This window comes from Erwinia oleae (genome assembly GCF_000770305.1).
GTDB classification, from domain to species: domain Bacteria; phylum Pseudomonadota; class Gammaproteobacteria; order Enterobacterales; family Enterobacteriaceae; genus Erwinia; species Erwinia oleae.
On sequence record NZ_JNVB01000094.1, the window covers coordinates 1 to 12,653 of the forward strand.

The window sequence follows — 12,653 nt, forward strand, 5'->3', positions numbered from 1 at the left end:
CCACATCATCGCCATCGTTAACATCGACGGGCACGTCGGGCGCGGCGACCGCGTCCTCATTTGGCTGCGGCGCTTCCGTTGCTGCCGTGAGCATGCCGGTACGCTGAAGGATTTCACGCAGCGCCGGGACGTCTTCGCTGAGCTGACCGGGGCGCAGCGTTTTTTGACCGCTGAGCTGCGGCCACGGACGATTGTCCGCCAGCAGCGTTTTCAGCGCCTGGTGCATGCGGGTGTACTGCGGATGCTGAGGCGTTAACGACGCGACAAAAGCGGCGGCGGCCCCGCCGTTTACCGCACGCTGCCACTGATTGATCACCGACAGCGCCGGTAGCTCAATTTTGTAAGGCACGTTGCTGTAGAGCCAGGTTTCGCCTTTTGTCGGCACGGTGGAGGCAAACTGCAAATAGCCCAGCATCGCGTCGGATAAGACAATATCGCGCGCTTCACCGGTAATGGCCGGATCGGTCAGCAGTTTGATCCACTGCGTAAACTGCGGCTGCACGCCGGAGAGGGCCACTTCCGCCAGCTGCTGCTGGAACTGCTGCACCGCCTCACGATCCTGCCACAGAGGCTGCATATCGCGCGCGGCATAGATCGTCGCCAGCGTGCTGAGATAAACGGGCCGGTAGCCATGCGTGAAATGGGCTAACAGCTGTGATTGCGCCTCAGCGTGTGAACGCGTAGCGTTGACCGGTGCCGAAACAGGAGGTATGCCCGCAGCGACGGGGGCCATTTCCCCCATAAAGAGCGCCAGGCAGCAGCCCAGCAGTGGTAACTTTGCGGAAAGCGATTTTGTCAGCAACATCCCTTGCCTCCTGTAGTTTATCAACAGACAGACCCCATCTGTTGTAGCGTCGTTGTTATAAGTTTAGAAAAGAAAACGGCATTTGCTGTAAAACCAGCAAATGCCGTTACGTAGATTAATGCGCTGACAGATTTTTATCTATATCTGACAGTGGAATTTTTTTAACCCATTGTCAGGAAGATACCTGTTGCTCGTGACCTTCCGACGTGGCGTTGACCGCCGTCGTGTCGGCCGCGAAGCCGCGAAGCCCCACCACGTGCACATGTTCAACGTTGTTAATGACTTTACGCACCAGTTTATAGGTGGTGCCTTTTTCCGGACTGATATTTTCCGGCGCCGCAATAATGAGCTGCATCTCCAGACGATCGCAGAGCTCGAAAAGTGTGGCAATTGACCGGGCATCAAGACGCGCCGCTTCATCGAGGAACAGCAGGCGACACGGCGAGATATCTTTTCCACGCAGGCGGCGCGACTCGTCTTCCCAACTCTGCACCACCATCACCAGTATCGACATCCCGGTACCAATCGCTTCACCCGTGGAGAGCGCGCCGCTTTCCGCACGCAGCCAGCCTTCCGAGCCGCGATTTACCTCAACTTCCATCTCCAGATAGTTGCGGTAATCAAGCAGCTCTTCGCCGATGGTTTGCGGCGTACGCTGTCCCATATCCACCTGCGGATTCAGGCGTTGATAGAGCTTTGCCAGCGCCTCAGAGAAGGTCAGACGATTGCTGTTGAAGAGATCCTGATGCTGCTCATGCTGTTCAGACAGTACATCCAGCAGCGTGGCGTGGGACTCCCGCACGTTAACGTTAAGCCGCACGCTCCGCACCTGGCCAAAGCTGACGCTTTGCAGGCCCTGATTCAACTGGCGAATACGGTTCTGTTCGCGCTGGATGGTTTTACGGATGATGTTAGCCACGCTTTTGGAACTGATCGCCAGCATCTGTTCGCGGGCCGTCAGCTCTTCGGTCAGGCGATTCAGCTCAATCTCCATCTGCTCAATGGCCTCGACCGGATCGTCGGTGCGGATGATATCCTGACGGATACGCTCGCGCAGATGCTGATAAACAGCGATGAAGAACTGAATTTTTCGCTCCGGCCGCTTCGGATCTTCCGACAGGCGCAGCACATCGCGCAGGTGTTCGTTGTCTGCCACCGCCAGGCGCAGCGCGCCCAGCGCCTTATCCGACATTGAGCGCAGCTCATCACCGCTCAGGTAGGCCAGCTCACGACGATGCAGCCTGCGCTCGACGCCGTTGTCTTTCACCAGCCGCAACACGGCGACCCAGCCCGCTTTCGCGCTGACCACCTGCTCGCGACTCTGATGATACTCACGTTCGACGCGTTTGAGTTTTTTCTGCAACGCGTCCATTTCGGCTTCGCAGAAGGTGAGCTGTTTTTCCAGCTGATTGCGACGCGCACGGTTATTGCTCAGCGCGTTATACAGTTCATCGCGACGGACGCGGGCGCGCTCTTCCGCGCTGGCGTCGGCGTTGACGCCAATGTCCTGCATCTCCTGCTGAAGTTCTTTCAGCATGTCACGTTTGGCATCGAACGAGCTTTTAAGCGACGCGAGAAGCTGGCTGTACTGCGTAAAGCGTGCCTGATGTTCGCGTAGCTGTTCGCGCGCGCGGGCACGCTCGGCTTCGGCCTGCTCCAGCCGCTGACGCAGCTTCTCGTTCAGATCGCTGTTGCCGTCGAGCATGCCGGCGGAATCCACATAGCTGAAATGCGCGCGGCGCTGCACGACTTCGGTCAGCGCAAACGCCTGCTGACGCGCGGCCTGCTGCGTCTGGCGCGCCTCTTCGTAATCCAGCTTCAGCTGCTCGTGCTGTTCAGGATCGTTTTGCAACACCGACGCCATAGGTTCCAGTTTTGCCAGCTGGCTGCCGTGTTGTTGCAGAAAACGTGCCGCTTCCTGCGCTTCATCAAGCTGCTCCAGCAGTTCGTCGTAGCGATCCTGAAGCGTCTCATCCAGCAGCAGGCTGATGCGCGGCATCAGACGGTTAAGCTGGGATACGCCCTCTTTCGCCTGCTCAAACTGCTGACGCTGCTGCTGGTTTTCACTTTCATGTTGCGCAAGGCCGCGCTCCAGTTCGGTACGACGGCCGTTCAGCTGACGAATTTCCGCTTCCGGATCGGCCTCAAAGGCCACGCCAAGGTGACTGCCGATAAAGCGGCTGAAGGACTGATGCAGCCGCTGCGTTTTCTGCACGTCGAACGACAGCGTGGCATAACGCTCGGCCAGCGTTTCGCGCTCGGCGTGCAGCAGTTCAAGCTGGTTTTCGCGCGCGGCACGGCCAAACAGCGGCACTTTCGGGAAACGCGAGTAGCGCCACTGGCGCTCGCCGGACTTCACCACCACCGCGCGCTGCATCTCTTCTACGTTAAATACGCTGTCATCAAAGGACTGCGGGTCACCCTCAATCAGATAGAGATCTTCCGGGCACTCCTCCAGCCCTTCCAACTGCTCGCGCGCCCTGGAGAGATCGGGCACCACGATAGCATGACGCGACGGGCCGTAAAGCGCCGAGAAATAGGGTGCGTCTTCAAGAGTGACGTCGTCATAGATTTCCGACAACAGCACGCCGCCAAAGCGCTCGGCCAGGTGGTTAAGCCGCGCATCTTCCGCGCCGCCGGGCTGGCTCAGACGTGCGATCTGCGCCTCCACATCGCGCTTACGGGTCGAAACCTCATCGCGCTCAACGGTGGTTTCGCGCTCACGCTCCAGCAGTTGTTGCATGAACTCGGTAACCTGCTGGCTGTTTTCCAGCGGCCGATCGGTTTGCTCGCGCAGTTGGATTAATATTTCCTGTCCGGCCAGCCACTGCGGCGCCTGGCGGGTCAGGCGGGCAATGCGTTCCCGCACCTGCTCCAGCGTCTGACGCATCTCCATACGACGCTCGCCCGCGAGAGAGACGCTTTCGGAAAGCTGTTCGATCTGCGCTTCCAGCGACTGCTGATAATCTTCAAGCTCCTGCGGATGATACGCCTGCCCCTGCCGCTTGCAGAACTCGTTCAGCAGGCGTTCAGCTTCCTGCTGCTCGCGCAGGCGCTGTTCCATTTCGGCAATGCGTGAGCGCAACGAGGGCATCTGCTCAGCGTGATAGCGCTGGTTTGCGGCTTCACGCAGCAGATCGCGCGCGGTTTGCCACGCATCGCTGCGGCTGACCGGCCCGTTAATGCGGGTAACCAGATCAAACGCCTGTTCAAACTGGCTGTGCGCCGCCTCGGCCACGCTCATTTTTTGTTCTAGCGTCAGCAGTCGTGCGGTGGCCTCTTGCTCTTTCGCCTGGAAAGTTTCCTGCCACTCTTCTGCATTATCGATAGCGAGATCGGGAAGCTGGCAAATCGCCTGCGCGCGCTGAAGCGCCGCCAGCGCCTGCTGATACTGAATTGCGCGCGTCTGCTGCACGTCCAGCGCCTGCTGGTAATCGGCAAGCTGGCTTTTCAGCTCGTCCACTTCCGCTTCGGCGCCTTCCAGACGCGCTTCGTTCTCTTCCTGCACTTCACGCGCTTCCGCCACCACCTCGTTTTGCTCTTCCAGGCGGTAGGTCAGCTCATCGATGTCGCCCTCGTAGCGTTCGATCTTCTCCTGCTGACGCATGGCGGTTTGCACCAGGTTCAGGTGATCGCTGGCGCTCTGATAATCGGTTTCGAGATCGCTTTCTGCCGCGACGTGCTCGCTCAACTCGCGCGACATCTCCACGTGGCGATATTGCTCGACGCTGAGCTGCTTGCGGCTGTCGAGAAGGTCATGACGCTGCTGTAGCGCACCGTCCAGATGGATGCGCCGCTCATTGGCGTGGCGCATGTAATCTGCCGCCACGTAGCTGGTTGCTTCGGAGATCAGATGTTTGAACAGATCGCGATCGGACTGCGTCACGCGGATCGCTTCCAGCGTCATCCGGTTTTCGCGCAGCGCGGCTTCCATATCCTGAAACGCCTTGCGCACGCCGCTGTTTTCCGGCAACAGGTAGTCACGCAGCGAGCGGGTAATGGCGCTGGAAATACCGCCGTAAAGCGACGCTTCGATCAGCCGGTAATATTTGCTGCGATCCGAGGCGGAGCGCAGGCGGCGCGCCACAATGCCCAGGTCGAACATCAGCGAATGGTAATCGATAATGGAGTTGAACTGCTTAAACTGCACGCTCTCCATCGCCTCGAACTTCTCTTTCAGCTCGCTGAGCGGCAGCACGCGCGCCTGGCGTGCGTTAACGGTTTCCGTGAGGATCTCCGTCGGGTTGATCGAGGTGGGCAGGCCGTGAATGCTGAAGGGTTTAATATCAACTTTACGATCGCGGCCGGCCACCTGTTGCAGACGCACGCCGACGATCACCCGCTGGTGAACCGAATTCACCACGTCCAGCGCCGCATAACAGACTCCCGGACGCAGCTTGCCGTGCAGCCCTTTGTCACGCGAGCCTGAGGTTGCGCCTGCTTCCGTCGTGTTGCGGAAGTGCAGCAGCGTAAGATCGGGGATCAGTGCGGTGATAAACGCCGCCATGGTAGTTGATTTACCGGCGCCGTTGCCGCCGGAAAGCGTGGTGACCAGCTCATCAAGGTCAAAGGTTCGCGCAAAAAAACCGTTCCAGTTAATCAGCGTCAGCGAACGAAACTTCCCGCGTTCAATCATTTACTCATTCTCCGCGTTGTCGGACGGACGGCCCGAAGCCTCTCCCTCCTCATCGCTGTCATCGTTCAGCGCCAGGCCATTCTCAATCGACATCGCTTCGCCGTCCCTGATCATCCTCAGTTGCGCTTCTCGCGCGTCGTCGCCGCTGCGAACGTCGGCGCCGAAGCGGAAAACCGTCTCAATGATGCGGAATTTACTGCTGTCGTTGCCCATAAACCACACCATGCCCAGACGGCGCAGGCGGTTGAGCGAGGCGCGCATTTTCTCCTGAAGCTTCTGTCGGTCCAGATCCGATCCGGTCGATCGCTGATTCACCAGCTTCAGCAGCTTGTTTTCATCGGCCAGCGACAGCAGCTCGTCGTAAAGCTCCTGCTGGGTGAAGATCCCCTCGTTGGCCAGCCGTTCAGGACTCAGGTAGAGATAGCAGAGAATTTTCCCGACCATCATGTCCAGCTCAGAGAGCACCGAGCGCGGAATAAGCGTGGTTGAGCGAGGGCGTAAATAGAAAAAACCTTCCGGCGCGCGGATCAGCTCAACGTTATAACGCGCGTAGAACTCTTCCAGATACTCCTGGTAGTCCATCAGGAACGCGTGATTATCTAACTCTTCAATGCCGATGTGGCGCCCCGCGCGCAGCTGACTATCCAGCGCCGGAAAAAGGGAATTTGCCAGCGCCTGCGCCAGCTTAACCGGCATCACTTGTTCAATATTTATCGATGACATGCGCCTGCACCTTGGCTCCGTAATCATTAATGACCTGCCATTCTGCCGGCAGGCCTGAGAAATCTGCTTCGGCCACGCCTAAGCGTACGGCCTGATCGACCACGATGCGCGCCAGGTCAAAGTGACGCGCCCGTGGATACTGGGCGAGATAGTCGCGCATCACCGCCCCGAGGTTAAGCGGTTTTTGCTGCGTTTTGTAGATGGCCAGCGCCTCTTCGATCATCGCGGCAAGCTGCTCGCGGATCTCATTAAACTCTTCATATTCCAGCTCGGACGGCAGCTCGCCGGTCACCTCTTCGTTGCGCAGCGTCAGCTCTTCGTCGCGCACGTCGTACAAACGGTCGGCGTTGGCACAGGTCAGCGTCCACGGCATATCGAAATAGTTTTGCACCGACAGACGCAGGCGCTGCGCAAAGACGCGGTTTTTATCCATATCAATGGCGGTTCGGATAAATTTATGCACGTGGCGGTCATAGCCAATCCACAGATCGATCGCCTGCTGGCCCCAACTGATGATGCGGTCGAGTTTGCTTTGAAGGTCGAACACCAGCTTGTCGATAAAGTGAAGATCCGGGCTGTTCATGATCGCCTCCTGAATGCGCAGCAGGTTGGCCTGAAGCTTATCGCCTGCCGCTTCAAGCGTGTCCTGAAGTTCGCGCAGCGTCCCGGACGTTTCGCTCAGCAGCAGCTCACAGCTGGAGATGGCCGCCTGCCAGTCTTTATTCAGCAACTGCGCGATATCATCTTTTACCGCCTGCTGCTGCTCGTCCATAATGCGCTGTGAGATATCAATGCTGTCGAAGATCTCCGCAACCGAGTATTTGAGCGGTGCGAAAACGTTGCGGTGCCAGTGAAATTCGTCGCCGTTTTCTGCGGCGGCATCGGCAGCCCGCTTCAGTTCGCTGGCCACAATCGACAGCTGCATAGAGAGCCGCAGCGTGGAAAATTCGCGCTGGCGGATATAGTAATCGGTGATGCCAATCGCCAGCGGCGTCAGGCGATAAATCGCATTCCCTTCGGAAAGCTCGCTGGTAAAGCGGTTAAGCAGCCGCTGGCGCACCATATCGTTGATGGCGTTGTTCGCGCGCGTATTCAGGGTTTCGCTGGTTTGATCAAAGCCTTCGCTGACGTGACGGAAGGCATCAATCAGCTCACCTTCGCTCATCTCTCCGTCCATGCGCTCGCCGTTAAGGGTGGCGACAGCCAGCAAAAAAGCCAGACGTTCAGTGGGCAATGAGACAGAAAAGTCGTTTTTTCTCGCCCAGGCAACCAGTTCAGGCACCGTCTGGGAATATTCACTCATTGTTCGTCCTTACGGGTTTCCGCGCCGTCACATGAATGTAACGGCCCAGACTTAAAAAAGGCTCCTGGCGACACAGACGCTTTTCCAGCGCCAGAATTTCCTCAAATCGCTCGGTTTGCTTATTTTTTTCGCGCAGGTAATCGTGGAAAACGCGGATCCCCGCTTTCTCTTCAACGATGAAGCCGGCCTGTTCCAGCCAGCGATAAACCTGCTGCGGCTCGCGGGGGAAGTCGGGCGAAAGCGTTTTTCTTTTCCGCTTGCGTAAATCGGCCTGCATGTAGCCGAAATTTCCCAGCACCAGCGTCTGCATCATTAATCCGTTGACGTTGTAAAACATCAGCGAGAGCACGCCGCCCGGCGCCAGCGCGGCATAGAGCGCGGCCAGAACCGCTTCGGGTTCAGCAACCCATTCGAGCACAGCGTGAAACAATACCAGATCGACGGGCTTATCCAAATGTTGCGCGGCGTCTTGTGCGCTAATTTGTTTAAATTGCATGTGATGGCTCACACCTTTTTCTTCGGCGTTGAGGCGCGCACGCGCTAACATTTCCGCCGAGAGGTCACAAAGCAGCACCTGATGCCCTTGTGCGGCCAGTCCGCTGCTGATTTGACCCTCGCCGCCGCCCGCGTCAAGAATGTGTAGCGCCCGGCGCGGCAGGCTGGCTAAAATTGTTTCAAGCTCCTGCCAGACGATCGCCTGCCGGATACGGCCTTTGGTGGTGCCATAGATATTCTTCGAAAACTTGTCGGCGATATCATCAAAGTTGCGATCCTGCATGCCGCGGCCCCACGTAACTCAGTCAGGTGGCTATTTTGACATACACGGCGCGATAATGAACCTTTCCGTCGCCACGTGGTGAGTAAGTGACGTTTTTTCGGACAAAAGGAGTCCGTTTTCATGCTTTTTACCCTGAAAAAGATCGTCGGCGGCCTGCTGCTTCCCCTGCCCTTCCTGCTCATTCTTATGGCGACTGGCATTTTATTGCTCTGGTTCAGCCGCTGGCAGAAAACCGGCAAAATCATCCTCTCTTGCAGCTGGCTTTTCCTGACGCTGCTCAGCCTGCAACCGATAGCCGATCGGCTGCTGGCCCCGGTTGAAAATCGCTACGCCACGCAGCGCGAGATCCATAACGTTGACTACATTGTGGTGCTGGGCGGGGGCTATACGTGGAATGACGCGTGGGCGCCCAGTTCGAATATGCTGAATAACAGCCTGCCCCGACTGACCGAAGGCATTCGTCTGTGGCGGCAACATCCGCAGGCGCGTCTGATCTTTACCGGCGGTGCCGCGCCGCATAATCCGGTCAGTTCAGCGGAAGTCACCTCGCGCGTCGCGCAATCGCTTGGCGTACCGCAAGAAAAAATTATTACGCTCGACCACCCGCGCGATACCGCACAGGAGGCGCAGGAGGTGGCAAACATCGTCGGTGCACGCCCTTTCCTGCTGGTGACGTCGGCTTCACATTTGCCGCGCGCTATTATCTGGTTTGAGAAACAGGGACTTCATCCCATCCCTGCTCCGGCCAATCAGCTCGCCATTAACTCGCCGCTTCCGGCCTGGGAGAGAGCCATTCCCGCCTCGTTCTGGCTTGGACACAGTGAACGCGCGATTTATGAAACGCTGGGGCGCATCTGGCAGCGCCTGACGGCGCAAAGCGATATACCGTCAACGGAGCCAGGGCATAAGTGACTGCGCTGCCTGATGAAAGCGGGTGGGTTCGAACTGTCCGGTATGGATCAGATTATCGACCTGATCCCACATCGTGTAGAGCCAGCGGCGGGCGATAAACCCTTCCGCCACCGGCGCCTGCTTCAGATAGTGGAAGAGTAGCGCCTGTGACTGCCCTTCGTCGCTGAGGCGAAAAAGCTCATATTCACGCGGCGCCCAAAGTATCATGCCCGGATTGATCATCGACAGAAGCTGATCGCCTCTGGCCTCTTTCAGCATGCTGCGCAGCGTAATGTTGCCGTGCACCAGCACGCAGGGATCGTCGAAATCCGCCATCAGATCGGAAAGATTTTCCCGGCTGCGCCTGAGCATGTGGAGATCGTCGTCGGTCAGCCCTGCCGGACGCATAAATTTGAGCGTTGACCACAGTACTTCGATGCGTTGCGTATACCAGGCGGTCCAGTTGTTCTCCTGCGTGCTGTCGGCGCGCCCCACCAGACCGTGGCTGTCCAGCCGGTGCCAGGCCAGTAGCGCTTCAACAATCTGTTCCTGAAGCTGTAGCCAGCGGTCGCGCGTGCGCGTTGGCGCCTCGACGGACACGCCGCCCATGCGCTCAATAAGCAGCACTTCATGCTGCGGCGAACGCTGGCTGACCACCAGGCCATAAACTGACGGCAAACGAACGAGACTTTCACGCGCCAGCATCGAGAGCTTGTACGCTTCCTGTGCTGCCACGCCTTTCACGTTGAAGTATTTTGCCACCACCGGCATGGCGGTGCCTTTCCCGTCATAGAGCGAGTAAAGGCTGGCATACGGCTGTTCGCTGATACACTCCAGGCGGCTGAGGGGCTCACCCAGTACCAGCGAAAGCTCTGAACGAAGCTGTTCCATTGTTACCTCCTGTCAGGCAATCATTTAATGATGGACCCGTTCAGGAGGATTGCATGGAAGCAGATCAAGGAAGTGGGATAAAAGTGAATCTGCGTTATCGCATAGCGATTCGGACACGTGCGAGATCTTCAGGCGTATCAACGCCCACGCTGGGAACAGCCTTCGCCGCCTCAACGTGAATTTTTTCGCCATACCAAAGCACGCGAAGCTGCTCAAGCAGCTCGATCTGCTCCAGTGGACTGGGCGCCCAGCTCACGTAGCGACGAATAAAACCGGCACGATAGGCGTAAATGCCAATGTGCCGCAGGAAGGTTTCACCTATTGTCTCGCGCGAATGGGTAAAACGTTCGCGATCCCAGGGAATAGCGGCGCGTGAGAAGTAGAGCGCATAGCCGTTCGCATCCATCACCACCTTCACCGCGTTAGGATTGAACGCCTCTTCCGCCGTGTCAATCGGCACCGCCAGCGTCGCCATGTTGGCTGCACTGCGCGACAGATTATCGGCCACCTGGCGAATAATCACCGGCGGGATCATCGGCTCGTCGCCCTGCACGTTAACAATGACGGTGTCATCGGCAAACTGATAGCGTTCCACCACTTCCGCCAGACGTTCCGTACCGGACTGGTGATCCGCGCGGGTCATGCACACTTCGCCACCGGCGGCTTCAACAACGCGCGCCACGTCAGCGTGATCGGTGGCAACGATAACGCGCGACGCGCCGGACTCCAGCGCCCGTTCCATTACGTGCAGCACCATTGGCTTGCCGTTGATATCAACCAGCGGTTTTCCCGGCAGCCGCGTTGAGGCAAAGCGTGCCGGTACAATAGCGATAAAACTCATGGATGGCTCTCTTCCAGCGTCAGCGCACGAGATTCGCTTTCCAGCAGCACAGGAATGCCGTCGCGCACGGGATACGCCAGGCCATCTGGTTTACAGATGAGCTCCTGCTGATCTTTAATGTAATAAAGTTTGCCGTGGCAAACCGGACAGGCAACGATTTCAAGTAAACGGTGATCCATATTAGCTCCTGAACAGAACCCGGTCAGACAGAGCGTCAGAATATCACAGCTTGCATCAGGAGGTTACCCTGCGCGAAAGGCAAAATTACAGCGACCACCCTTTTTGCCAGGCATGCTCCAGCGCGTCAGGCAGCCGGTCCAACACCACCGTTTCAGCGCCCTGCCAGCGGGCAAAACGTGAAAGCGCCTGCTGCATGTCGTTGAGAAAAGCCTGGCTGACGCGCGCGCCCGGTTCCAGCCAGAATGCCTTTATCAGCAGAACCTTCTCTTTACGCAGCATTTTTGCGTCCAGCCTTCCCTTCAGCGCGCCACGGTGCAAAACGGGCAGAACAAAATAGCCAAACTGCCGTTTCGCCTCTGGCGTGTAGCACTCCAGACGATAGTCGAAATCAAACAGTTCCAGCGCCCGTTTACGATCCCAGACCACCGGATCAAACGGCGAAAGAAGAGCGGTATGCGTCGCCGCAGGTGTCGCTTCAAGCTGTGGCAACAGCGCAGAGTGCAGATAGCAGCGGCCCAGTTTTTCGACCTCCACCTCCACCACCTCGCCCTGTGTAACCCAGTCGTCGAGGGTTGCTTTAACCGGTGCGCGCTTAAGCCGATAGTAGTCCGCCAGCCAGCTGGCGCGAAACAATCCCAGCGCGGCGGCGCTGTTACGCAGCATCTGCTGCACCGCCTCCTGCTCGCTCAGCGCATGTCGCGCATCGTCCCAGTCCGGGAGCACGCGACGTCTGAGATCGTACACGCGCTGAAAATTGCGCCGTTCCTTCACCATCAGTTCCCCGGCGGTAAAGAGATTTTCCAGATGCCTTTTGTGCGGTTTCCATGCCCACCAGCCAGCCTTTTGCCCTTCCGGCGCAGCGAAGTCAGCCGATTTCACCGGCCCGTTTTGCTCAATATGCTGCAAAAGCTCGCCAATCTCCTGCTGCCACGTTTCCATCCATGCGTGATTGTATTTCCAGCCCAGACGTTGTGGATCGAGCATGCGATGGCGCAGCAGCGAATAGTCTTCCGAAGGAATGAAACAGGCCTCGTGAGCCCAATACTCAAACAGGCTGCCGGAAGCGAGCGCATCGTTCAGCCATGTTTGATCGTACTCGCCGAGGCGGCTGAACAGAACCAGGTAAGGGCTGCGCGCAACAACATGGATGGTATCGATTTGCAGCAACGACATGCGCCGGATTGCGGCTAATACGTCGGCGGCGGTTGCCTTGCGTGTCGGTGCGCGCAGCATACCCTGCGCGGAAAGATGAAGGTGGCGAGCCTGCTTCAGTGAAAGTTGCGGTAACGACATAATGCACCTGATTGCCAGAGACGTATTGAGTGTAGCGTCTCAGCGCGGGGAGCGGCAGATCCGGGTGATACAATCCAGCAATACCGAGGCCTGCGGGTCCGGCAGCCTGGCATCCACCGGTAAATACCACCAGTTTTCGGCGGCGAAGGGACGCGCTTTTACCGCGTCTTTTTCGGTCATCAGCAGCGTCTGGTCAGGGCCGGCCAGTGCGCTAAGCTGCGCCTCGCTGTAGTTCTGATGGTCGGCGAAAGCAATTTCTTTGACCGGTGTAATGCCCTGCTGCTTCAGCGTGGTAAAAAAGCGCGGCGGGTG

The 12,653-nt window shown here is 57.9% G+C and carries 11 protein-coding genes; 1 reads left to right on the top strand and 10 read right to left on the bottom strand.

Annotated elements, in window-relative coordinates:
• The 5 genes from GS12_RS20530 to cmoM all read right to left on the bottom strand — a co-directional run.
• On the bottom strand, window positions 1-805 hold an 805-nt coding region (locus GS12_RS20530), incomplete at its 3' end, for a L,D-transpeptidase scaffold domain-containing protein (RefSeq protein WP_034950352.1).
• Window positions 806-977: 172 nt separating this feature from the next.
• On the bottom strand, window positions 978-5,441 hold the full coding sequence (gene mukB / locus GS12_RS20535) for a chromosome partition protein MukB (protein ID WP_034950353.1): 4,464 nt from the start codon (window positions 5,439-5,441) through the stop codon (window positions 978-980).
• Window positions 5,442-6,164 carry a chromosome partition protein MukE gene (gene mukE / locus GS12_RS20540; RefSeq protein WP_034950355.1) on the bottom strand — a complete coding sequence of 241 codons (723 nt, stop codon included), beginning with the start codon at window positions 6,162-6,164 and terminating at the stop codon, window positions 5,442-5,444.
• A complete protein-coding gene (gene mukF / locus GS12_RS20545) occupies window positions 6,145-7,467 on the bottom strand; it encodes a chromosome partition protein MukF (protein ID WP_034950357.1) in 1,323 nt (440 codons plus the stop codon). Before mukF ends, mukE begins: the two co-directional genes overlap by 20 nt.
• The gene (gene cmoM, locus GS12_RS20550; RefSeq protein WP_034950358.1) at window positions 7,460-8,245 is read right to left on the bottom strand and encodes a tRNA uridine 5-oxyacetic acid(34) methyltransferase CmoM; all 786 of its coding nucleotides are present in this window, start codon (window positions 8,243-8,245) and stop codon (window positions 7,460-7,462) included. The genes mukF and cmoM overlap by 8 nt, the downstream gene beginning before the upstream one ends.
• Window positions 8,246-8,365: 120 nt before the next feature.
• Here cmoM and elyC point away from each other — a divergent pair, with 120 nt between their 5' ends.
• On the top strand, window positions 8,366-9,157 hold the full coding sequence (gene elyC, locus GS12_RS20555) for an envelope biogenesis factor ElyC (protein WP_034950360.1): 792 nt from the start codon (window positions 8,366-8,368) through the stop codon (window positions 9,155-9,157).
• Here elyC and GS12_RS20560 read toward each other — a convergent pair.
• The 5 genes from GS12_RS20560 to GS12_RS20580 all read right to left on the bottom strand — a co-directional run.
• Window positions 9,134-10,027, bottom strand: coding sequence for a YcbJ family phosphotransferase (locus tag GS12_RS20560; protein ID WP_034950362.1), 894 nt, complete (start codon window positions 10,025-10,027; stop codon window positions 9,134-9,136). The two genes, elyC and GS12_RS20560, sit on opposite strands and share 24 nt — an antisense overlap.
• 94 nt (window positions 10,028-10,121) lie before the next feature.
• Entirely contained in the window at window positions 10,122-10,868 is a 747-nt protein-coding gene (gene kdsB, locus GS12_RS20565) for a 3-deoxy-manno-octulosonate cytidylyltransferase (protein ID WP_034913819.1), read from the bottom strand.
• Window positions 10,865-11,047, bottom strand: coding sequence for a Trm112 family protein (locus GS12_RS20570; RefSeq protein ID WP_034913817.1), 183 nt, complete (start codon window positions 11,045-11,047; stop codon window positions 10,865-10,867). The genes kdsB and GS12_RS20570 overlap by 4 nt, the downstream gene beginning before the upstream one ends.
• A gap of 85 nt (window positions 11,048-11,132) precedes the next feature.
• Window positions 11,133-12,341 carry a winged helix-turn-helix domain-containing protein gene (locus GS12_RS20575; protein ID WP_034950364.1) on the bottom strand — a complete coding sequence of 403 codons (1,209 nt, stop codon included), beginning with the start codon at window positions 12,339-12,341 and terminating at the stop codon, window positions 11,133-11,135.
• A gap of 39 nt (window positions 12,342-12,380) precedes the next feature.
• A partial coding sequence (locus tag GS12_RS20580) for a tetraacyldisaccharide 4'-kinase (protein ID WP_034950366.1) occupies window positions 12,381-12,653 on the bottom strand: 273 nt, incomplete at its 5' end.

Coding starts and splice junctions, on each gene's coding strand:
- GS12_RS20575 (WP_034950364.1), bottom strand. CDS start 12,341: ATGTCGTTACCGCAACTTTCACTGAAGCAGGCTCGCCACCTTCATCTT.
- GS12_RS20570 (WP_034913817.1), bottom strand. CDS start 11,047: ATGGATCACCGTTTACTTGAAATCGTTGCCTGTCCGGTTTGCCACGGC.
- elyC (WP_034950360.1), top strand. CDS start 8,366: ATGCTTTTTACCCTGAAAAAGATCGTCGGCGGCCTGCTGCTTCCCCTG.
- mukB (WP_034950353.1), bottom strand. CDS start 5,441: ATGATTGAACGCGGGAAGTTTCGTTCGCTGACGCTGATTAACTGGAAC.
- kdsB (WP_034913819.1), bottom strand. CDS start 10,868: ATGAGTTTTATCGCTATTGTACCGGCACGCTTTGCCTCAACGCGGCTG.
- cmoM (WP_034950358.1), bottom strand. CDS start 8,245: ATGCAGGATCGCAACTTTGATGATATCGCCGACAAGTTTTCGAAGAAT.
- GS12_RS20560 (WP_034950362.1), bottom strand. CDS start 10,027: ATGGAACAGCTTCGTTCAGAGCTTTCGCTGGTACTGGGTGAGCCCCTC.
- mukF (WP_034950357.1), bottom strand. CDS start 7,467: ATGAGTGAATATTCCCAGACGGTGCCTGAACTGGTTGCCTGGGCGAGA.
- mukE (WP_034950355.1), bottom strand. CDS start 6,164: ATGTCATCGATAAATATTGAACAAGTGATGCCGGTTAAGCTGGCGCAG.